General features: G+C 34.0%; 23 protein-coding genes and 1 tRNA gene. 19 read left to right on the forward strand and 5 right to left on the reverse strand.

Annotation, left to right across the window (positions count from 1 at the left end):
• The first annotated feature begins 75 nt into the window (after positions 1 to 75).
• The 7 genes from EQ029_RS00465 to EQ029_RS00495 all read left to right on the forward strand — a co-directional run bounded on the left by EQ029_RS00465 (position 76) and on the right by EQ029_RS00495 (position 5,028).
• Complete coding sequence (locus tag EQ029_RS00465; protein ID WP_053021356.1) at positions 76 to 507, forward strand: MerR family transcriptional regulator; 432 nt, start codon at positions 76 to 78, stop codon at positions 505 to 507.
• Between the two features lie 18 nt (positions 508 to 525).
• Complete coding sequence (locus EQ029_RS00470; RefSeq protein WP_053021355.1) at positions 526 to 957, forward strand: 6-pyruvoyl trahydropterin synthase family protein; 432 nt, start codon at positions 526 to 528, stop codon at positions 955 to 957.
• Between the two features lie 155 nt (positions 958 to 1,112).
• Complete coding sequence (locus EQ029_RS00475) at positions 1,113 to 2,129, forward strand: hemolysin family protein (RefSeq protein ID WP_053021354.1); 1,017 nt, start codon at positions 1,113 to 1,115, stop codon at positions 2,127 to 2,129.
• Between the two features lie 81 nt (positions 2,130 to 2,210).
• Positions 2,211 to 2,555 (forward strand): SDR family NAD(P)-dependent oxidoreductase, encoded by a 345-nt coding sequence (locus EQ029_RS00480; RefSeq protein ID WP_080366778.1) that lies wholly within the window; start codon positions 2,211 to 2,213, stop codon positions 2,553 to 2,555.
• Positions 2,556 to 2,688: 133 nt separating this feature from the next.
• Positions 2,689 to 3,216, forward strand: coding sequence for a dihydrofolate reductase family protein (locus tag EQ029_RS00485; protein WP_230197425.1), 528 nt, complete (start codon positions 2,689 to 2,691; stop codon positions 3,214 to 3,216).
• 87 nt (positions 3,217 to 3,303) lie between these two features.
• Positions 3,304 to 4,353, forward strand: a complete 1,050-nt coding sequence (locus EQ029_RS00490; RefSeq protein ID WP_016930515.1) for an ABC transporter permease — start codon at positions 3,304 to 3,306, stop codon at positions 4,351 to 4,353.
• A gap of 12 nt (positions 4,354 to 4,365) precedes the next feature.
• Positions 4,366 to 5,028, forward strand: a complete 663-nt coding sequence (locus EQ029_RS00495) for an ABC transporter ATP-binding protein (RefSeq protein WP_011274491.1) — start codon at positions 4,366 to 4,368, stop codon at positions 5,026 to 5,028.
• A 66-nt stretch (positions 5,029 to 5,094) separates the two neighbouring features.
• Here the strand turns inward: EQ029_RS00495 and EQ029_RS00500 are convergent, their stop codons facing one another.
• Complete coding sequence (locus EQ029_RS00500; RefSeq protein WP_053021352.1) at positions 5,095 to 6,504, reverse strand: amino acid permease; 1,410 nt, start codon at positions 6,502 to 6,504, stop codon at positions 5,095 to 5,097.
• A 364-nt stretch (positions 6,505 to 6,868) separates the two neighbouring features.
• Between EQ029_RS00500 and EQ029_RS00505 the strand changes: the two genes are divergently transcribed.
• From EQ029_RS00505 to EQ029_RS00520, 4 genes are all read left to right on the forward strand, one after another.
• Positions 6,869 to 7,492 carry a nitroreductase family protein gene (locus EQ029_RS00505; RefSeq protein ID WP_037550884.1) on the forward strand — a complete coding sequence of 208 codons (624 nt, stop codon included), beginning with the start codon at positions 6,869 to 6,871 and terminating at the stop codon, positions 7,490 to 7,492.
• A gap of 230 nt (positions 7,493 to 7,722) precedes the next feature.
• A complete protein-coding gene (locus EQ029_RS00510) occupies positions 7,723 to 8,388 on the forward strand; it encodes an MBL fold metallo-hydrolase (RefSeq protein ID WP_037558271.1) in 666 nt (221 codons plus the stop codon).
• A 38-nt stretch (positions 8,389 to 8,426) separates the two neighbouring features.
• Positions 8,427 to 8,963: a VOC family protein gene (locus EQ029_RS00515; RefSeq protein ID WP_053021351.1), complete on the forward strand. Its 537-nt coding sequence runs from the start codon at positions 8,427 to 8,429 to the stop codon at positions 8,961 to 8,963.
• Positions 8,964 to 9,213: 250 nt separating this feature from the next.
• On the forward strand, positions 9,214 to 9,501 hold the full coding sequence (locus EQ029_RS00520; protein WP_037558269.1) for a hypothetical protein: 288 nt from the start codon (positions 9,214 to 9,216) through the stop codon (positions 9,499 to 9,501).
• Between the two features lie 234 nt (positions 9,502 to 9,735).
• Here the strand turns inward: EQ029_RS00520 and lip are convergent, their stop codons facing one another.
• Both lip and EQ029_RS00530 read right to left on the reverse strand, forming a co-directional pair.
• Positions 9,736 to 11,985 carry a YSIRK-targeted triacylglycerol lipase gene (gene lip, locus EQ029_RS00525; RefSeq protein ID WP_037558268.1) on the reverse strand — a complete coding sequence of 750 codons (2,250 nt, stop codon included), beginning with the start codon at positions 11,983 to 11,985 and terminating at the stop codon, positions 9,736 to 9,738.
• 367 nt (positions 11,986 to 12,352) lie between these two features.
• A tRNA-Ile gene (locus tag EQ029_RS00530) sits at positions 12,353 to 12,442 on the reverse strand.
• Positions 12,443 to 12,679: 237 nt separating this feature from the next.
• On the opposite strand from EQ029_RS00530, the gene EQ029_RS00535 reads away from it, so the two are divergent.
• The gene (locus EQ029_RS00535; protein WP_037558267.1) at positions 12,680 to 13,543 is read left to right on the forward strand and encodes a trypsin-like serine peptidase; all 864 of its coding nucleotides are present in this window, start codon (positions 12,680 to 12,682) and stop codon (positions 13,541 to 13,543) included.
• A gap of 547 nt (positions 13,544 to 14,090) precedes the next feature.
• Positions 14,091 to 14,960: a hypothetical protein gene (locus EQ029_RS12890; protein WP_370444497.1), complete on the forward strand. Its 870-nt coding sequence runs from the start codon at positions 14,091 to 14,093 to the stop codon at positions 14,958 to 14,960.
• A gap of 279 nt (positions 14,961 to 15,239) precedes the next feature.
• Here the strand turns inward: EQ029_RS12890 and EQ029_RS00545 are convergent, their stop codons facing one another.
• Entirely contained in the window at positions 15,240 to 16,103 is an 864-nt protein-coding gene (locus EQ029_RS00545; protein ID WP_037558265.1) for a hypothetical protein, read from the reverse strand.
• 241 nt (positions 16,104 to 16,344) lie between these two features.
• Here EQ029_RS00545 and EQ029_RS00550 point away from each other — a divergent pair, with 241 nt between their 5' ends.
• Genes EQ029_RS00550 through EQ029_RS00575 form a run of 6 tightly spaced genes read left to right on the forward strand, consistent with a single transcriptional unit; the run spans position 16,345 to position 21,941 of the window.
• On the forward strand, positions 16,345 to 17,313 hold the full coding sequence (locus EQ029_RS00550) for a LacI family DNA-binding transcriptional regulator (RefSeq protein ID WP_037558264.1): 969 nt from the start codon (positions 16,345 to 16,347) through the stop codon (positions 17,311 to 17,313).
• Positions 17,313 to 18,194 carry a ribokinase gene (gene rbsK, locus EQ029_RS00555; protein ID WP_011274504.1) on the forward strand — a complete coding sequence of 294 codons (882 nt, stop codon included), beginning with the start codon at positions 17,313 to 17,315 and terminating at the stop codon, positions 18,192 to 18,194. Before EQ029_RS00550 ends, rbsK begins: the two co-directional genes overlap by 1 nt.
• A complete protein-coding gene (rbsD, locus tag EQ029_RS00560) occupies positions 18,187 to 18,576 on the forward strand; it encodes a D-ribose pyranase (RefSeq protein WP_011274505.1) in 390 nt (129 codons plus the stop codon). The genes rbsK and rbsD overlap by 8 nt, the downstream gene beginning before the upstream one ends.
• Positions 18,577 to 18,588: 12 nt before the next feature.
• Positions 18,589 to 20,085, forward strand: coding sequence for a sugar ABC transporter ATP-binding protein (locus EQ029_RS00565; protein WP_037558262.1), 1,497 nt, complete (start codon positions 18,589 to 18,591; stop codon positions 20,083 to 20,085).
• A complete protein-coding gene (locus tag EQ029_RS00570) occupies positions 20,066 to 21,004 on the forward strand; it encodes an ABC transporter permease subunit (protein WP_011274507.1) in 939 nt (312 codons plus the stop codon). The genes EQ029_RS00565 and EQ029_RS00570 overlap by 20 nt, the downstream gene beginning before the upstream one ends.
• 19 nt (positions 21,005 to 21,023) lie before the next feature.
• Positions 21,024 to 21,941, forward strand: a complete 918-nt coding sequence (locus tag EQ029_RS00575) for a D-ribose ABC transporter substrate-binding protein (RefSeq protein ID WP_016930525.1) — start codon at positions 21,024 to 21,026, stop codon at positions 21,939 to 21,941.
• A gap of 43 nt (positions 21,942 to 21,984) precedes the next feature.
• On the opposite strand, the gene EQ029_RS00580 is transcribed toward EQ029_RS00575, so the two are convergent.
• Complete coding sequence (locus EQ029_RS00580; RefSeq protein ID WP_011274509.1) at positions 21,985 to 22,833, reverse strand: oxidoreductase; 849 nt, start codon at positions 22,831 to 22,833, stop codon at positions 21,985 to 21,987.
• Positions 22,834 to 22,984: the final 151 nt, after the last annotated feature.

Consider the following 22,984-nt stretch of genomic DNA (forward strand, 5'->3'; position numbering starts at 1 on the left):
ATTTTTAAAAATTTCAAATGACTAAAATTTTTAAATTATGGTATAACATAGGGAACGATAAGGAGTGAATGTGCTATGAATACGAAAGAAGTTGTAGAATTTATGGGATTATCTCAAGATACATTGAGATATTATGAGAAAGTGGGCGCTATACCACCAGTTGAACGAAATCAAAATGGCTATCGTGATTATAGAACAAACGACTTGAACTGGATATATTTAGTAAAAAACTTACGTCTTGCTGGTGTGAAAATTGAATTACTTTTAGAGTTTTGTAAACTAGGGCAATTACCTTCAAATGAAGACACGCAGCAACGTCAAAAAGAGATACTTAATGAACAATTAAGTGAACTAGATGCTAAATTAGAAGTAATGCACAAAGCTAGAAATTTATTGAAATATAAGATAGATACCTATGATAGTCATTTAGCTCAATTTAATGCAGGTGAACTATCAAAGGATAATGTGGATAAACTGTGGAAAAAACCTGAAATAGTGAATAGATAATTTAAGGAGGAAGAAATCATGTCTAATCGCTTTAATCATATCCAACCACCCAATCAATTTAAATATAGAGAGGGCCGAACTGTGTTAAAACAACAATATGATTTCAAGTGTGATAATCGAATTTATTTTAGTGAAGATATATTTCGAGATTTGCATAATCATTCATATCGCTTGTATGTAGACGTACTTTCACCAATTGGTGATTATGGTTTTGGATTAGATTTTAATGAAGTAGATGCGATTTATAATAAAGTGATTGAACCTAAATTAAATCATCAACTCATTAATGAAACGTTGCCTGATATGAATACGACTGCTGAAAATATTGCAATGTGGATTTGGGACGAATTTGAACAACATCTTCCGGGTGAACATTGTATGTATGCGTTACAGCTATTTGAGACCGACCGCCATGGGGTAAGTCTAAATCGTTCCATTATGAAGCTTTAAATCACTACTGATAAAAAAGAAGGGTTCTCAATTTTACCTTTTGAATTAAGTACTATTTATATAAGTAATTAAAATTTAAATATTTTGATTATATATATTATTGATATAATTAGTATAGTAGCAAGTCTACAATTTTTTATTTTGGAGGAACATATTTGGGGACCACACTTAGTCTTATTACTTTTATATTATTATTAGTCCTAACGGCTTTTTTCGTGGCGACAGAGTTCGCTATTGTTAAAGTCAGAGAAACAAGAATTGCACAATTGTCTAATGCAGGTGAGAAGAAAGCGATAGCCGCTAAGAAGGTTGTCGATCATCTTGATGAATACTTAGCTGCCTGCCAATTAGGTATTACCATTACCGCACTAGGTATCGGTATGGTAGGAGAATCTACATTTGAATTTATATTATATCCTTTATTCAGCAGTATTGGTATTCCTGAAGCTTGGATACATCCATTTACAATTGGTGGCGCATTTGTTATCGCGACATTTTTACACGTTGTTGTAGGTGAGATGGCACCTAAGACGATTGCTATCCAAAAGGCAGAATATATTACGTTGTTATTTGCGAAACCGATTATCTTTTTCTATAAATTAATGTATCCGTTTATTTGGTTATTAAATGGTGCAGCACGATTGATATTGAAAATGTTCAATATGAAACCAGCCAAAGAGAGTGAAGTATTCCATTCTGAGGAAGAGTTGAAACAATTAATTCACGATAGCCATGAAGGTGGCGAAATTAATGACAGTGAATTACACCATATTAACCAAGCATTTAAATTTGATAATTTAGTCGCAAAAGATATTATGATTGATGAAGAACATGTTAAAACGTTAAATTTAAATACACGTTTTGATGATGCTATACAGCAAATTAAAATAGATGCGTTTACAAGATATCCAGCTGTTAAAGATGATCAAATTGTTGGTTTTATACATTCAAAATCATTGTTCAACGTGGAACAACCATCTAAGTTAGAGACATTCGTTAATCCAATTATTAACGTTAAAATGAATACACCATTGAAACACATACTAGAAATGATGAAAAAGAGAAAAGTGCATATCGCAGCAGTTTATAATGACGCTGATTTTAAGGGAATCATTACTTTAGAAAATATTCTTGAAGAAATCGTTGGCGATATCGAAGATGAATATAATTAATGTGAATTTAGTCTTATATAATTAATATTATTATTATGACCCTATTATTGAGATTTTAAAAATCTTGATGGCGGTGGCACAATTGTTAATACAGCATCAGTTGCTGGATTAATTGCTGACCCTCAAATGGGACCATACATTGCTGCAAAACACGCAGTGATTGGTATGACAAAATCAGCAGGCTTCGACCATGCGACTGATGGTGTACATATCAACGCAGTTGCACCTGGACTAACTGAAACAGATATGACTAAAGCTTGGAAAGATGACGATGAAAAATGGCAACAAATGATTTCAGGTGTGGCAATGGCTAAAGCAGCACAACCTGATGATATTGCTGACATCGTATTATTCTTATCATCTGATTCAGCAAAATTCATGACTGCTCAAGTTTATCTTGTTGATGGTGGTCAAACAGCTCACTAATTTTATGACTCATTTTATTGTCTAGGCGGAATCGCGAATTCAATTTGAATTCGGTTCCGCCTTTTTCTTTATATTCTTTGTAATAATCGGTATAGTAGGTTCAAATTACATTATAGAGAAATGAGAGTGGATAATGATGACAGCAAATATTTGTGCATATTTAGGTGTTTCAGTAGATGGATACATAGCGGACCGATATGAAAGTGTACAATTTTTAGAAGATGTAGAAGGCGAAGGAGATAATGGCTATGCCCAGTTCTATGACAATGTAGACGTTGTTATTATGGATGGAAATACGTTTAGATGGTTATTAGATAATAATGTTAAAGAGAATCCATACGAAGGCAAAAAAGTGATAGTGATTACGTCGAAGGATGTTGTGATAGATTGGGATATTGAATTTTATAGTGGAGATTTAACATCACTATTTGATAGATTTAGAAATGACGAATTTGTATGGATTGTAGGCGGTGGTGCCTTGATTTCCGAGCTATTAAATTTAAACATTCTAACATCAATGCGATTAACACTTGCCCCTAAATTACTAGGTCAAGGCGTTAATTTATTTAATGATATGACTGATCAAGTTCAATTGAATTTAAAAGACGTAACACAATATAACCAATTTGTAGAACTTTCTTATGATGTTCAATATGACTAATATTTAAATAGTTTAGGTCAATTCATAGTAATTTTTAATATAAGTATTGCTATACTTGTTAATAATACACATAAAGGAGGGAATTAAATGTTTCTTGCATGGAACGAAATTAAACGCAACAAGCTTAAATTCGGATTAATTATAGGCATTCTAGTATTAATTAGTTACTTACTCTTTTTACTATCCGGTTTAGCAAGTGGTTTAATTAATATGAACACTGAAGGCATCAAGAAATGGAAAGCAGATGCAATTGTTTTAAATAAAGATGCCAACCAAACGGTTCAACAATCTGTCTTTAAATCGTCTGACGTTGAAGGCAAATTTAAAGAAGAGGCACCGTTAAAACAAATTGGCGTTATTGCATCGAATGGAGAGAGTGAAGAGAATGCATTACTCTTTGGCGTAACATCAAACTCATTCTTGATTCCAAAGATTGAGGAAGGCAAAAAATTTAATAAAGATAATGATGTCGTGATCGATCAATCATTGAAAGATAAAGGGTTCAAGGTTGGTGACACCATCACGTTATCTCAATCTGATGAGAAACTACATATCGTTGGCGTATCAGAAAGTGCTAAATATAATGCTTCTCCTGTTATTTTCGCAAATGACAAAACGATTGAAAAAATTAATCCAGCATTATCATCAGATAAAACCAATGCAGTAGTTGTAAAAGACAGTAATTGGAAAGATAAAAATGTTGATAAAGATTTAGAAGTTATAGGAATAGATGACTTTGTAGAGAACCTACCAGGCTACAAACCACAAAACTTAACAATGAACTTTATGATTACATTCTTATTTGTTATTTCTGCTACAGTCATTGGCGTATTCTTATATGTCATCACGTTGCAGAAAAAGAATTTATTCGGAGTACTAAAAGCTCAAGGATTTACGAATGGGTTCTTAATGAAGATGGTGTTAGCACAAACCTTTATATTAGCCTTAATCGGTACTTTGATTGGCTTAATACTGACATTACTGACAAGTTTAGTCTTACCTGAAGCGGTACCTGTCCAATTTAATATCGGCACACTCATTATCTTTGGTATCGTTTTAATACTAACATCTCTTGTTGGTAGCTTATTCTCAGTATTATCCATTAGAAAAATAGACCCACTTAAGGCGATCGGGTAAGGAGGTGCCACCATGTTAAAATTTGATGAAGTGACTAAAGAATTCCAAGATGGTAATCATACAATTGAAGCAGTTAAACCGACATCTTTATCTTTTGAAAAAGGTGAACTCATAGCTATTGTTGGCCCTTCCGGTTCCGGTAAGAGTACGTTCTTAACAATGGCTGGAGCGTTACAAACACCAACATCCGGTGAAATATATATAAATGATAAGAAAATCTCAAAAATGAGTCAGAAGCAATTAGCTAAAATGAGAATGAAAGAAATTGGCTTTATCTTACAAGCGACGAACTTAGTTCCCTTCTTAACAATCAAACAACAATTCCATTTATTGAAGAGTTATAAAAAAGATGTGTTAAGTACTGAAGAATATGATAAATTGTTGAGTGATCTAGGCTTAAAAGAGATAGAGAACAAATTACCTTCTGAAGTGTCAGGAGGACAAAAACAACGTGTTGCGATTGCTAAGGCAATTTATACACAGCCTTCTATTATTTTAGCTGATGAGCCAACTGCATCGCTCGATACTGAAAATGCGATGGCAGTTATGGAAATCCTAAAAGAACAATCTAAACAACGTCATAAAACGTGTATTATCGTTACGCATGATGAACGTTTAACCAAGTTCTGTGATAAAGTCTTTCATATGGAAGACGGACGTTTAAAAGAAAAATAAACAAATTAAAACTCCCTCCAAGTAAGCTTTGAAAATCATGGCTACTTAGAGAGAGTTAATTATTATCTATTTATCTTCTAATTCTCTTTCTAAATCTTTTTCATCTTCCATAGCGATTGTCGCTTTTTCAGATTCTTTTCGATACTTTTGATACATGATGACAAGTACGATTGCCCAAACTGGCGCGAATAGTACAGCAAAACGTGTCGTACTATTAATAAGTAAAACGATAAAGATAAATGCAAAGAAGACAAGAATGGCATATGCCATGTATTTGCCACCAGGCATTTTAAATTTACTATCATTGTGTAATTCAGGGTTTCTCTTCACGAAACCTAGATACGCAATCATAATACATGTCCAAATCATAATATTGAGCACTGTTGAGAACGTTGTGATTTGAACGAATACCTTTGTAGCATCTTTAAATACTGCGTTTAAAATAATCGCAATACTTAATAAACCACAAGTAAGTAAGATAGCGTAATATGGAACACCATGTTTATTCGTCTTATGTAAGAATGGTGGGCCTTGCTTTCTTCCCGCTAAACCGAATAATGTACGACTGTTAGCGAAGATACCACTATTACATGAAGATGCAGCTGCTGTTAAAACTACAAAGTTAATGATTCCCGCTGCGAATGGAATACCAACTAAACCAAATAGTTTTACATATGGACTTTCCGCAGGATCTAATTGATTCCAAGGTACAACTGACATAATAACAGCTAATGAACCAATGTAGAATATTAATATACGGAAAGGTACATTGTTAATTGCTTGAGGAATCGTTTTATATGGATTTTTAGTTTCCCCTGCAGTGATACCGATTAACTCAATACCAATAAATGAGAAGATTGCCATTTGGAATGCCATTAAGAATCCAGATATGCCATTAGGGAAGAATCCACCATGACTCCAAATATTCGCTACACTTGCTGTACCATAATCAGTCTTCAATGCGAAGATGACCATAACAATACCTACAACAATTAATGCGATAATCGTAATAACTTTAATTAGTGATAACCAGAATTCAAGTTCACCAAATAATTTGGCGCTAAATAAGTTCATACCTACAAGTACGAGAATCGTAAATGCAACTGTTAACCAGTTAGGTATTGTTGGATACCAAAATTCAACGTATTTAGCAACGGCTGTTACTTCAGCCATACCTGAAATAATCCAAGTTAGCCAGTATGTCCAACCTACCATAAAGCCTGCCATTGGACCAATATGATGATGGGCAATATCACCAAATGATTTAAATCCTAGATTAGACAATAAGATTTCTCCCATTGCTCGCATAAACATAAATAATACGAAACCAACGATAATATATGTAAGTAAAATCGATGGACCTGCTAAGTGAATGGATTCACCTGCACCTAGGAATAATCCGGTACCAATCGCACCACCAATTGCAATAAGTTGTATATGCCTATTGCTTAATTCCCTTTGCAGTTTATCTGCCATAATGTTCGTCCCCTTCATGAGTATATATGTGACTTAAAATTATGACTGACTACGAATACTCTTTATAATTAGTTAATTAATTGTGTTAAATTATGTAATTAATTTTTTTGTTAAAATTAATAATACCCTATTTATTAATTTTTAATCAATGAATTATACAAATTTTCATATTAGGAGTAAGTGGAAATAAGAGAGGTGTATGATGTCATAATCATGCTTGAAATAGGCGTTTCTTTGGCTATAATCTCTATAATTAAGACTGCCTACTGTCTAAATATAAAGTTTTTAAAAACATATAATTGTACATAGTTGTCAATTGCATTTAAATTATAACTATAGAATAAAGATAGAAAGTGGGCTAATCATGCTTAATGATTTTAATGAAATATTAGAAGGTCGTAAATCAGTTAAAGGTTTCGACCCAGATTATAAAATTCCTCATGAAGAAATGAATGAAATGATTGCAAAAGCAACGAAAGCACCTTCATCAGTGAATATGCAACCTTGGCGTTTTGTTGTGGTTGAAAGTGATGAAGCGAAAGCTAAATTGCGTCCATTAATTCAATTTAATACAAACCAAAATGATACATCATCAGCAATGATTGTCATTTTTGGGGATTTACAATGCTATGAAGAAGGCGAATATATTTATGAACAAGCGGTTGTCAATGGTCACATGCCACAAGAAGTTAAAGAACAAATGTTACCGATTGTTTTAGAAAATTATAAAAATCGTACACGCCAATCAATGAATGACATTGTTAAAGTAGACAGTAGTTTAGCTGCTATGCAATTGATGTTAGTTGCTAAACAACACGGTTATGATACTAATCCAATTGGTGGCTTTGAACATGAAGAAATTGGTAAAGCATTTGGTTACGATTTAGAACGTTATGTACCTGTCATGATTGTTGCCATCGGTAAGAAAGCTAAAGAGGCACACACATCATTTAGAATGCCAGTTGATCGTGTAATCGATTATAAATAATACATTAATTAATAGTGCAAATACGCAGTAACTGACTGAAATAAAAAGACACTTATATCAAGTTTTTTAGTTAAAGTCACTTATGCGGTGGGGCGGGACAGTGTATTCATAATGAATGCTGTTCCGCTTTTTTTAAGTGAAAAGACGTTTAGAGTCAGTGCTAATCATATTTATGATGAAGAAAAAGGGTATAGCTTAAGATATCAAATTGCGAAAAGGGTGATCCATTTATGGATAATAAACAATTAGACACATTAACACGTATTCAGAAAGGATTATATGAAACAACAAAGGCAGTCTTGCCATTTGATAAACGCTACCGTATTAAGTCATTTGTGCTAGAACGACCAGAAGGCAACATAGTCATTTATCATTCACCAGGTTTAAATGAAGCAGTGACAGATATTCAACTATTAGGTGGTGCTTCACGTGTTTTAATGAATCATGAGCATGAATCCTTAGGCGGAACACCTAGTATAGATATACCATTTTGGATTCATCGTGGTGATGTAGCAGCAATCAGTCGAACGGTGCCAATTGATGGACAGTTTGAACAACGTGAAACGCTTGCTGATGATTTAGAGGTCATTCCTACGCCAGGACATACGCCAGGAACGACGATGTTTCTGTGGGATAATGGAGAACATCGTTTCCTTTTTACAGGCGACTTCTTATGTGTAGATGATGGGGAATGGCGTACAGTCATTCTCAATTCAAGTGACCGAGAAGCATCCATTAAAAGTCTCGAATTGATTCAAGACTTAGATTTTGATGCGATTGTACCTTGGGTTGCGATTGAAGGAGAAGGTGCTGTCTTTTTTGTTGAAAATGAGGAAGATAAACGTAAGAGACTACAAAAAATTATAGATCGCGTCCGTCGTGGTGAACATACGTAACTCGCATATTAAAACATTGTTATTAGAGGTGATGGTGCATGAATATAAATCGAGGAATCAATCATATCGGACTCACAGTACCGGATATTGAAGCGGCGACAGCCTTTTTCAAAGAAGGACTCAATGGCAAGATTGCTTATGATAGTCAACGAAAGACGGATGAACCTCGTGGTGGGGAGACAGTTGAACACATTCTTGGTTTAGAAAAAGGGGCATCCATTATTCATAAACGTATGATGGTCTTTGGTAATGGACCCAATATTGAAATGTTTGAATTTAAAGATGCACATCAGGGTCAAGCGCAAACGTTACAAGACATTGGTTTTACGCATATCTCTTTTTATGTTGAGGCAGAACACTTTGATGAGGCCGTTAAACAGTTGACGCAAGCTGGAGGCCAACCTATTTCAGAGCCGCATGCGAATACGAAATATGAAGACACTGAAGGTAATCAAACTGTTTATGTAAAAAGTCCGTGGGGAAGCTTAATTGAATTACAAACTGTTCCTAATGGATTTTACTATCCAGATGATAGTGAGGCAGAAGTTTTTGTGCCGAAAAAGGTCGACAATTAAAGTAATTTAAACATATCATTATTCATTGATATGACACATTTGTCATATTAAAAAAATTAAGTATTTTCTCCTTTTAAATTAATGTATAATGCCTTTAACAAGCCTTCCAAGAAGCTTGTTAAGCTAGATATTATAAGGGGTTTAGGGTTATTGGATGTATGCATTTTTGAATATCTATGCTTAAAAAGGGTATAAAATTAAAGACATAAAATTTTGTTTATGTCAACAACAATTTAAGGGAGTAATTTTCGTGATTGATATTCAAATTCAAAAATCAGAATTAATCGATGTAATTGAAAGTATTGTAAAAGAAAAAGTCTATGTTGAAAGTGACGATGCATGTGAAATTCTAGCAACTGAGATTGTAAATGATTTGGAAGAGCTTAATAGTGATGAAACGCAAGCGAATAACTTGTTAGGACTTAATAGCGAATTGCAGCATGAGGTTGATGAATCAAATGACGCAATTAAAGTGATCTTATCTGCTGCAGACAGTGCCTCCAGTAGCTCTCAATTTGTTAATAAAGGCGCGGAATAATCGTTAGTGATTATTAAAAATGTTAGCGTAAGAACTTTTGATTTCAACAGCAATATACGAATGAAAATAAGCACCACCTATTATGAAAAGCGAATGCTTTTTAATAGGTGGTGCTTATCATGTTTATGACGCATTTATGAGAATAATACTTTTTAGATGTTAAATAGAGAACCTATTAATTGAAGAAAAGTACCAGACATAACGAGACCTCCTCTTGATTAAACTTGAAATGTATTAAGCGTTGCGTGTTAAATTCTCACTTTGGACTAAATCATCTGCTAAGCCATGCCAAAATTGTTGTAATTCAGCTCTAGTACGTTTTGTGTCAGTACTATCTTGGCCGACAAAATCTACATGATCCCAATCATGTTTTGTTGGTGTTACTTGCCAAATACCTTTTTGATTTATATCCGTTGCTTGTGTATAAGCTTGATTAAATGGATGTTGTGATGAAATAACAGAAACTAAACCATCATTTTCTCGCCATTCTTTTTCAGCTGCTTTACCAATTACATTAGCAGTTAGGGTGAATGGGAAGAATAAATTTAAATCTGATTTTTGACGTCCAAATAATGATGCGTGTGTTGATTCTCCTGTGTAAGTTTTATACACAATATTAGGGTTTAATGATGTTTGACGGTTAAGGTTTGTCGCGCCTTCACGTGTTAAATCATAAAAGCCATTGTCTTTGGTTTGCCATAATTTTGAATCTTTAACACGTTTGACATAGTCAACGTAAGACTCGTTAGGCTGTTGTTTTAGACCCCATTGAGACAGACCGAAGTCTACACGTGAATCTTTATTGCCAAGTACTTTTCCTGCGTCAAAGACAACTTGACGAATAAGCGCTTCGTTACCTAATAAATCTGATGCATGTGTGCCGTTATGTGGCGTTCCAAGTGTCGTAATTGATGAAATCATATTATCGTTTTGACCTTGATATAAAGGTGAAATATCGCCTCCATGTACACGTTGATATTCTTGTTCTTCTGGATTACCATTTCTTAATAAGGATTCTAATTGACGAATCGTTTGACCGCCCATACTATGTCCGACAAGGTGTACTTTTTGGCCTGGTTGCCAATCTTTATATACGCCTTCATATGTTTTACCGTAACGTTCATGACCATATTTGGCTGCGTGTGCAGCACCATAATCCACAGTTCCGCCTTTAATATAGTAATAAAGTTCGACAGCACGATCGTAGTTACTACCAAACGCACTAATGCTCGCTTCATAAGATTCATAGCCGTTCTCTTCTAAATCCTGGCGTATGTTTAATTTATCGCCACCCCAATAGTGCGCTAGTACGGATGGGTTTATGTCATCAGTAAAACCATTAAATCCGTGAACTAAAATAATAGGGTCTTGATTTTTATACTGAGCTTGTTTCGCAACTTTATTGGTTTGATCTTTCGTTCCAGTTGCAGCTTGTGATTTAGATTGAGTGTTTGTCGTTGCGACTGCGTTATTTTTAAGTGTATTTAACCCAGATTGTGCATCTTTATTTTGTTTAGAAGACTTATCACTATCTAAAGTAGGGTTAGTTTGCCCATCAATTGAAATATTACTATTATCGCTATTTTGTGTATTAAGACGATTCGTTACTTCAGAAGTTGTCGCTTCCTTCTTAGTTAACGTTTGTTGCTGAGCTTGTGTTGCGGTTTTAAGTGCGTCACCTTGATTGTCGTCATTATCCTTTGGTTGTGATTGTGCTTGTTGATTGTCGACTTTTGGTTTGTCTGACGTATTTGATTCTGTTGACTGTTGTTGTTCAGTTGATTTAATTGTGTTTGGATTAATTTCATTTGAAGAAGTATTTGCATCTTCAGATTTAACAACATTTGAATGTGGTTGATTTAATGCTTCTTTTTTATTATCAGACGTTTCATCAGTTTGTGATTGCGTATGTGCAGTTGTTTTCTTAGTTGTGTCGTCTTCTTTAGAAGCTGTATCAGTTGATTGTGTTGACGGTTTTTCTTGTTTAGATGATTCAGATTGTTGCGTTGTTATACCGTCGTTAGTAGTTGGTTTAGAAGTTTGTGTATCAGTTGAAAGTGATTGTTGAGAAGTTTGTTTAGCTTCAGTTTGTTGGTTATCGCTATTTGAAGTTGGCTTCTCAGATTTTACAGTGGTACTTTGATGCGTCTCATCTGAAGTTGAAGTAGTTTCATTCGTTGTAGATGCATCGTCTGTTTGATTATGTTCATTATGTAAGCTAGTTTGTGAATTATTTGTATTATTTTCAGTTTGAGAAGCTTGCGACTTATCTTGTTCAGTTGATTGAACTTGTCCCTTTTGAGTCGCGTGTGTGTCTTTATCCCCAATAGATTGTGCTGACGCCGTTTCAGGAGTTCCCACTTCCTGTTGTTTCTCGGCTGCCTGTGCTGAGCCACCTCCCATGAATAGCAACGTTGCTACTACAACTGATGACGCGCCTACGCTCAATTTACGAATACTAAATCTGTTCTCTCTTGTTTTCATAAACAGCACCTCTATTTTATTTAATTTTTGAAAATGTAAATCTATGAATCCATATTAGATAAATAAATTAATGATTGCTCGTGGCAAGAATTCAAACAATTTGCTAAAGATTGCTTTAATAGCTTCCATAATGATCTCCCTTTCATTTCAAAAGAGAAAGCGTTTACATAATGAGGTAAAAAATATGTATTGCAAATACCTTAAGTTAAAATAACGTATCTCTTTCAAAGTAATTTAAACAAATAGTAACCTTACTCACTGACAATTGTCATTGACTTAGTAGGAATCATTCTATGTGGCAACGAGTTGGAACGATCTTTAAATCAAAAAAAAGACTGAAACGATAATCGTTCCAGTCGTAAAATAGCGGAGAGGGAAGGATTTGAACCAACGCGAGCAAAAAGCTCCTACCAATCATAAATGATTGGCCTCTTTAGCCAGGCTTGAGTACCCCTCCATTAATATATTTTTTAATATGTTTTACAGTTTACATCTATCAATTTATTTTGTAAACAAAAAATACTTTGTTTTTGTTATTAAATTAAAAAATAAGTCTAAAGTTTTATTAATTAATACTTCTAAAGACGTATATTGTCCGTCTAATATCATATAATAATATTGATAAATTATTATATTGAGCGATGTATGTCGTGAAATAGTTATTACATAAAAGAAAGGTATTGAGGAGAAAAGTATGTGGAAATCAAAATTTGGTAAAACGTTTATTGCAAGTATAGTAATTGGAACAACGATATTTGGGTATGCTGGTCATCATGATGAAGCGCAAGCTGTTGGTAACTATTACTATGATGGCTTGCATGCAGGTGAGTACTCAGGATATTTAAAAGCTAAAAAGATCAGTAACAGTTCAATTTCAAACAAATATTATCCAAATGCATCCCAAAGTAATTTGAAATCTATTGGTCGTGTTTCGAATTTAAATGGTTGGAAAGTGGGGATTCCAGAATATAAAGGACAAGACTCAATGGGTACTGGTACGGTAATTGGTGCGCATACCTTTGTCACAAATGGACATGTTATTGATGATAAATATGGTAAAGCTGCAGCACCAAAATATATTAAATTTCAATTGAATCGTAATGGTAAATCAATACCTTATACTTTTCATGCAAATGAAGTCATTAAGGTACCGCAATATGATATTGCGATAGTCCACACTAAAGAAAATATGTCGAAGTATGCTAAACCAATGCGTATTGCGACAGATTCTGAAATTAAGAAATTGAAATTTAATACACCTCTATATTCATTAGGTTACTCAAAAATTAATGGTGACAATACGAAACCATACCTTAGTAAATTTCGCGTAACACAATTTTCTCCTAATGGTTCAGAAATTCAAACGAAAGACATTTTTAGATCAGGTGCGTCAGGCTCGCCTATGTTAAATAGCAAATATACTACAATGTACGGTATGAGAACGTATGGACACAATTTAGGTGGTACTGCGACCGATATGTATGCTAAGCAAGAAGCTTCTGGAGGAGAGTCTTTCAAAGGATATGTTGGCAAATTTGTTCGTCAACATATTAAGTAATCTGATTGAATAAATTGAATTACAAGCGTTTCGCAATTTATTTTAAAAAGGGAATAAAGGGTGGAGAGAAATGAAGAGAAATTATTTAATGATTGGTGCGCTGACTGGAACAATGTTATTAGCTGGTTGTAGTTTAAGTGACTTTGGACTTGGAAATGGAGCTTCTGACGATAAAAACAAATCATCACAAACGGATAAATCGAATAAAGATAGTAATTCGAAATCTGATAATAGTACTAATAATAAGAAAAATAATGATGCGAATTCAGAAAACAGTGTTAAAGACTTAAATCAAGCTGAGAAAGTCGCACTAGCATTAAGTGATGACAGTGTATCTAATGTAGCCATAACTGCAAATGATTTAAAACGTCATTCATATAGTGAAAATGGTAATGGTGGGAAAACTCAAAAAAGTATAGATAAATACGAATTACAAGCAACTGGAGAAGCAGTTGAAGACGCACCAGAAGGGATGACATTTTATAGTGCTTCACCTGCTAGAGGGCCATTCGCGACTTTAATTGGTGTTAGTGATGATAAAGTAGCAGTGATAGGTACGCAAAGTCCAGGGAAATACCGACAATTTATTCAATCTGACTTAGGACATGAACTTGATGTTAAAGATTTATATCATAAATATGGCAAAGATTCAGATTATAAAAAAGTCGCAAAACAAATTTCTATTAGTGGTGGTTCTAATAGTGCACATTCTGCTAATAGTAATGATAAAAATACGAAAGAATACTTTGCTAAAATATGGCTGACGGCACGAAATGACGCAGATGACATATTTTACGAAGAGGACCATACGTATGAACCTGTAGATATGTCCGGTGAACCGATTAATCCATATAATGAAGATGCTTCAGAAGTATATCCTGAAGGAACCGTTGTATTAAGTCCATCCGTTACAGCTCTAGGTCACATTACTTTTAAAGATAATAATGATGGGACAGTCACATTTTACGATGTACCAAGTCATTTCCAAGACCATCGTTGGACCGAAGATGGCTACTCTAAACAAGAAACAGCTCGAATTTTGAAAAATGGTCAAACGAAGAAGATTAAGAATGCTTTAGATTCAGATATTGAAAAAGTAGCAAGTTACATTACATCTGATACGCCTAGACAACCTGAACATTATGATAGTTCAAATTCAGATGACAGTAGCTCAGAAGACTCTGATAGTAGTTCAAGTGACGAAACGGTGACACGTGATAATGTCATTGATAAAGTCGAAGAATATGAAGGTCATACCTTAGATACCGACACATACACATATAAAGAACCAGAAAAAAATTCTGACGGAGATTGGGGTTTCTCATTTACTGATAAAGATGGTGAATTAGCTGGATCATATATTGTAACCTCAGACGGTAGCGTTACGAAATATGATGAAAACTGCGAAGAAGAATAAACCTTTAAAATAAACGATAACAATGTATAAGGCACCTCGTTAATTTAGCTTAGTGATGTTCAATAAATTAACGAGGTGCCTAATTTTATTGTATTTTGGAGATACATAGATGAATTACGAAAATCTCTTTGCTGGGGAAAGGAACTTAAGTGTTTATACACTTAAGTAAGTAGTTCTAATGATTAAAATCAAAGAACTGCTTTAGAGCCTTTCCCACAGGAAAGCGAAATAACTTAAGCAAGCGAAATCTATCTATGAACTACTTTACGAACACTTTCATTATTTATAAATATCTTTGATTTCATCTAATCTTTCTATAAAACTATCAATATATGATTGTGGTTTTAGAATTTTAGCATGTGGCGCTAATTGATAAGCGATATAGTACGCATCGAAACGCGTACAATTCACCCATACTGTGATATAATCCTCACTTCGTTCAACAACTTCCTTAATAGAAAATTGCTGTTGGAATTGGTTCCAAAAGTGTGTGTGTATTTGGAATAAAACAGGATTACAAGTGCCATCCTTCTTGAATTTCAAATTTAAAACTTTCACAGACAAGATATCACGAAGTAGAATCGTCTCAATTTCATAATCCTCTTCATACGTAAACCAATAATCATAATGCATATACAAAATAGATAATGGTTTAATGACTATCTTTTTGTCTTCAAGCTCAATGCGAACAATATCTTTATTCACAATCGCTTTTTGTAAAATCATAAGATTTTTCCCGGGCAATAATTCCTGTCTAATTTTAAATTGATTTAACGTACTCATTAAAACGTGTTTATCTGAAACCTTCATTGAACTGATTGAGCTAAGTAAAAATTTGTGAATATCGTGATGCAATATGGGTGTTAAACTTTGAAGTTTAATGAGTAAACTAAGGATGCCTAAACTATGTTTACTTTGTGTTTTTTGCTTAAGTTCATATCCTGCCAATTGATGATTATAAACGACTCTAGTATTACTATGACTCCAAAACTCATTTTCATAAAAGAACGTGTTAATGGTATTAATATCACGCTGAATCGATTTCTTACTCACATCAGTAAATTGATTTAAGTCGTGTTGCGTAACAACGTGACCTTTAAGAAGCAAAGTTAAAATATTTAGTATACGAGTTGATTTATCCAAGAATTGGGTCCCCTTTGCATCAATTCTATATTTACTTTGAAAATTAATTATATAGTATCATATTCTTTTTACGATGTGTATAATTCCAAAATTAAAAAGTCGCGATATATCAATAAACATAAATATTAAGACGACGGCCATTCACAAAAGAGTTAATTTATAAATGTTTTATTTAATATTGCATTTAAAAGAAAAAAGTGATAAATTTTCATGTAAGCGATTACATAAAAGGAGTGGCAAAGTGAGAACGATTAAAGAAGTGGCTCAACAAGCAAATGTGTCAGTAGCCACAGTCTCAAGAGTAATTAATAAAAGTGGTTATGTGAAAGAGGCTACACGTAAACGAATTGAACAAGTCATCAAAGAATTAGATTATTATCCAAATGAGACTGCAAGAACTTTATTTACGAAAAAATCAAAAACAATTGGATTGTTGTTACCAGATATGAGTAACCCGTTCTTTACGATTGTTGCTAAAGGTGTAGAGGACACAGCAATTCAAAAAGGGTACCACGTCATGATTGGCAATGGTGAAATGCAAGAGCATAAAGAACTAAACTATCTAACCACTTTTAAAGTGAATAATTGTAGTGGCGTTATTGCTTCACAGTTATCAACTCAATTTGCCTTTGATCAGTTTAATTCATATCAATTACCCTATGTACTTATTGACCGTGTAACAGATAATCAGCAATGTATAGAAGCGGACCATTATAAAGGTGGGAAACTACAAGCTGAGACAATTATTAAAGGAAATGCACAGCGTGTACTATTGTTACATCAAGATTTGAATTATCGCTCTTTTGAAGAACGATTTAATGGTGCAAGGACTACTCTAAAGAACCATGACATTCAATTGTGGATTGAGGATGAGCATGACATCACAATTGATAAACTGAAAGCATATGTTAACCATAACCATATCGATAGTGTGATATGTAGTAACGACGTATCTGCGCTTAAAATCATGAAATGGTTACATGATTTACACTTCCATATTCCATATGATGTACAAGTCATTGGATATGATGATATTCCATTAGCCAAGTTATTTTATCCAAGTCTGACAACGATAGAACAACCTGCGTATGAAATTGGGAAACAAGCAGCATTAGGTTTGATTAATCAATTAGAACATAATGACGTAACGACGAAAGTCGTATTGGATGTTGATGTTATTCACAGAGAATCTACAAGGAGGAAGAAATAATGACAAGTATATATGTAGTTGGAAGCTTATCCATTGATTTAGTAGTTTCTACAAATAAAGTACCAAGTAAAGGTGAAACCGTTTTAGGTGAGTCATTTTTTACAACACCTGGTGGAAAAGGGGCAAACCAAGCAGTAGCGGCTGCAAGACTCGGTGATGATGTTTATATGGTAGGACGCATCGGTGATGATGACTTCGGGAATCAAATTTTTACAAACTTAGAAGACAATCATGTTTTAACGACATTTCTGAAACCCGTTACACAATCTGCATCTGGTACGGCACATATCACTTTATCTGACAATGATAATAGCATCATCGTTGTACCTTCAGCTAATAACTATGTTACGTCAGATTACGCGTTGGAAGCTTTAAGTCAAGCTCAAGCAGGTGACATTGTTTTAATTCAACAAGAAATTCCCGCTGAAACAGTAAGAGATGTCGTTTTATATTGCGATGAACACGATATGATATCAATTCTTAACCCAGCGCCATTCCGAGAAGTAGAGGCAGATGTTATTGATAAAGCAACGTACATTACACCTAATGAAACAGAGAGCAATGCAATGTTCCAAACTGACATTGATAAAGCATTAGAGCGTTACCCTAACAAGTTAATAATTACATTAGGAGATAAAGGTGCTATGTATCATAACGGCACTGAAAAGGTTCAAATTGATGGATTTAAGCGAGAAGTTAAAGATACAACAGGTGCTGGAGATACATTCAATGGTGCTTTCGCAGTAGGATTACAAAAAGGATATTCAATTGCACAAGCACTTAAACTTGCGAACTTAGCAGCAAGTCATTCAGTAACAGGTATGGGCGCTCAAGGTGGCATGCCAACCTTTTCAGAAATTGCAGGTGAATTAGATGTATAAAACAGGCATATTAAATAGCGACATTTCAAAAGTGCTCAGTGATTTAGGACATACAGATCAAATTGTAATAGCTGATTGTGGGTTACCCGTTCCTAAAGACGTTAAGAAGATTGACCTTGCTTTAACATTAGGACAGCCAAGTTTTCTAGAAGTTTATGAAGTACTTAAGCAACACATGGAAATTGAACACGTAACGATAGCTGAAGAAATGGAAGTAGACAATGCACCTATCTTTGAACAAGTGACAAAGGACTTTTCAGAAATAGAACAAGTTAATCATGAAACATTTAAAGCATTAACTAAAAACGCTAAAGCAATTATTCGAACAGGGGAAGCAACGCCATATGCAAACATCATACTTCAAAGTGGTGTCATATTTTAAGGGGTGAAATTAATGATTCAAATGACTAATATCCATAAAGCCTTCGGGGACAACGAGGTTCTAAAGGGAGTTGATTTTACTCTAAAGCCAGGTACAGTGCATGCACTAATGGGAGAAAATGGGGCTGGTAAATCAACACTCATGAAAATTTTAGTTGGGATTCATAAAAAAGACCAAGGTGTTATCACTAATTCTGATATTGAGATCGACTATAACAATCCTAAAGAAGCGGAAGAAAAAGGATTAACATTTATTCACCAAGAACTGAATTTATATCCAGAATTAACAGTGCTTGATAACTTGTTCGTTGGAAAAGAAATCAGAAACAAAATAGGAATACTAAATAAAAAAGAAATGAAGCAACAAGCTGAGCAAGTGTTTAAAGAATTAGATTTCTATATTCCATTAAACAAAGTGGTCAAAGATTGCTCAATTGGTGAGCAACAAATGATAGAAATAGCTAAAGCGATGATGACAAAAGCACAAATCATTATTATGGATGAACCAACAGCAACATTAACAGATAAAGAAATACGACGTTTGTTCGACATGATTCATAATTTAAAAGCTAAAGGTGTGTCCTTTGTATACATTTCACATAGAATGGCTGAAATTTTTGAGATTTCGGATGAAATAACAGTGATGCGTGATGGCGTTTCTGTTATGTATGATGAAACGACAAATCTAACATACAACCAAATTGTTAAAGCAATGGTTGGACGTGAATTAGATGAACAGTTTCCAGATAGAACGTATGAACCACAAGATATTGTTTTAAATGTAAAGCGACTTAATAATCCGCTACATCATATTGAGAATCAATCATTTTATCTTAAAAAAGGTGAAATATTGGGCGTGAGTAGTCTAATGGGGGCAGGTCGTACAGAAATGATGAGAAGTTTGTTCGGTGTCGATAAAGCAGATAATGAAATTGAAATTAAAGGACAAACAGTATCTATAACGTCTCCAATCGAAGCGATGAAACATGGACTTGCTTTTATAACTGAGAATCGTAAAGAAGAAGGGTTAATCTTAGACTTCTCCATTCAAGACAATATGGTGTTACCTTCGTTATTTAGTTTTTCAAAACATGGCATCGTAGACGATAAAAGTTCTGAGCAATTTGTTGATACGATGCGTAAAAGACTTAATATTAAATCTCCAGGTAGACTGCCGGCTGGCTCATTATCAGGTGGTAATCAACAAAAGGTCGTATTAGCAAAGTGGATTGGTACCGGTGCGCAAATCATTATTTTAGATGAGCCTACACGAGGTATTGATGTCGGAGCAAAAAGAGAGATTTATCAACTTATGAATGAACTTACGGATCGTGGTGTGTCTATTATTATGGTCTCATCTGAATTGCCTGAAGTCATTGGTATGAGCGATAGAGTGATGGTCGTTCACGAAGGTAATATCAAAGGGGATCTAACAGGAAATGAAATTACAGAAGAAAATATTATGACTTTAGCTACAGGGGGAACTTTAAATGAAACAGTTAACAGCTAAAACATCGTTCATGGAAAAGATTATTCCATTTATTGGTCTGATTTTACTAATTATTGTAGTGAGTATTTTAAACCCATCATTTTTAGATTTATCTAATTTACTCAATTTATTAAGACAAATTTCTATCAATGGTCTGATTGCCTTTGGTATGACATTCATTATCTTAACTGGTGGTATAGACTTATCAGTTGGTTCAATTCTTGCATTATCATCGGCGTTTATTGCATTAATGATTACGAGTGGTGTTGACCCAATAATTGCATTAATTATTGGCGTACTGATTGGTTTTGTTTTAGGTGCAGTGAACGGTTTATTAGTTACTAAAGGAAATATGGCGCCATTTATTGCAACACTTGCGACGATGACGATTTTCCGTGGATTAACATTAGTTATTACTGACGGAAATCCAATAACAAATTTAGGGGATAGTTATTTATTCCAATTATTTGGTAAGGGCTACTTTATCGGTATTCCAGTACCAGCAGTAACAATGATTATCGTGTTTGTGATTTTGCTTATTATTCTTCAAAAAACAACGTTTGGACGTCATACATATGCAATTGGTGGGAATGAAGTAGCTGCTAAAATTTCAGGTATTAAAGTTAATAAAATTAAAATTTTAATTTATGGAATTTCAGGGCTAATGTCAGCGTTAGCAGGAGGCATATTAACATCACGTTTAAATTCTGCACAACCAACAGCGGGTACTTCTTATGAGTTAGACGCTATTGCTGCCGTAGTACTTGGTGGTACGTCATTAACAGGTGGTAAAGGACGAATTGTTGGAACATTAATAGGTGTACTTATTATAGGTGTTTTAAATAATGGATTAAATTTACTTGGTGTTTCTTCATTCTACCAACAAGTCGTTAAAGGTGTAGTTATTTTAATTGCGGTATTAATTGATCGTAAAAAATAAGAGAAAGCAGGATAACAATATGAAAAAATTATTAGCCATTACATTAGCACTCGTCCTATTTTTAGCAGCGTGTTCCTTAGAATCACCATTGAAAAATGATAAAAATGGCAAAACCAATAAGAAAAAATCAGAAATTACAATAGGCGTAAGTATTTCAACTTTAAATAATCCATTCTTCGTTAAAATTAAAAATGGAATTGAAAAAGATGCTAAAGCTCAAGGAATGAAAGTTAAAGTTGTAGATGCTCGAGACGATTCAGCTAAGCAAACGAATGACATTGAAGATTTAATTCAACAACAAGTTGATTACTTAATTGTTAATCCAACAGATTCAAGTGCGATTTCAAGTGCTGTGGAGTCAGCGAACAATGAGGGTATTCCTGTAATCACATTAGATAGATCAGTGGATAAAGGAGACGTTGCTTCATTTATCGCATCCGATAACGTTGAAGGCGGTAAAATGGCTGGTAAGTATTTAGTTGATAAAGTAGGTAAAAATGCAAAAGTAGGAGAACTTGAAGGAGTTCCAGGCGCAAGTGCGACGAGAGAAAGAGGAAAAGGCTTCCATGAGATTGCTGATAAACAGTTAAAAGTAATTGCCAAACAAAGTGCGAAGTTTGATAGAGCAGAAGGATTAAACGTAACGCAAAATATGCTAGAAGCGCATCCAAATATCAAAGCAATCTTTGCTCAAAATGATGAAATGGCACTTGGTGCCATTGAAGCTATTGGGGACAAGGATATTCAAGTCATTGGATTTGATGGCAACGAGGATGCAATGAAATCAATAAAAAATGGCAAACTAGATGCGACAATAGCTCAACAACCTGAACTTATGGGTAAAGAAGCAATTAAAGTGGTTAATGGCCTAATGAAAGGCGATTCTGTAAATAAACAAATTAAAGTGCCTTTAAAATTAAAACAAAGTAAGAACTAAATATGTTTGAAATAAAAAGATTCTGAGACTGTAAATCATCTTTTTAATTAATAAGTGATTGATGAGAACGTAACAATGCATAAATTGTATCTAAATGTGGTGTGTTCACGTTATGAGATTTTGCCTGTCTAAAGATAAATCCTTGTATTGCTTCGATTTCTAATGGCTGATGATTGATTATATCGTAATACATACTTGTCCCCATATGATCAGGATAGCCGGCATAGATTTGCATAATGTCATCGACGATTGTATGTGGGAACTGTATACCTGATGCTTCGGCTACTTGATGACCTTCTTTTAATAATTGACGACATAGATGTTTGACTTCGTTAATTTTTAAGATTTGAGCAGTATTGTGACCAAGTGCAGTTATAGAATTAATACCTAAATTCACTAATAATTTATACCAAATTTTTTCTTCAATATTGTCTTCTAAAACAATTTCAATTTTGGTTGTATCGAATAATGCTTTTAGATGTGTTGTGGTAGTATCTTTTTGCAAATGTAAACGGTAGTCTCGGAAATGTACCACTTCGTTTCCAGACTTTTGACCACTTATGTATACGACTGCCTGATATTTGCGATTGAAAGGAAGTTGCGGCAATAAGCCATAACCATTTTGAGCTAAAATAAAGCATGTTTCATTATGTGCGAAGTGATGTAATTTTGGAATTAGTGGATTAAGTTGGTGCGTTTTAACCGCAATGATAATAACATCAAATTGCGTATTTATGTCATCAATACTTTGGACTTTAATAGTTTCATTTGCAGGTTGGAGGGTCATTATCTTATTAGAACGACCGATTAATGTAACGTTTGGCAGTGATTGTTGCAGTTCATAAGCAATCGTCGTACCAACCGCACCTGGTCCAATAACAGCAATTTTCATTTTAAACTTTCCTTTCTGGTTAGGTCCACACAAATATGTACAGGAGCATGTGCGCACTTTAAATATAATCATATAGTATAATCATTTTACTTTTCTATGTAAATTATTGTTTAAACTAAAAAAGATGGATAAACAAAGATAAATCTTAGAA

The organism is Staphylococcus haemolyticus, from assembly GCF_006094395.1.
Taxonomy (GTDB): Bacteria; Bacillota; Bacilli; order Staphylococcales; family Staphylococcaceae; genus Staphylococcus; species Staphylococcus haemolyticus.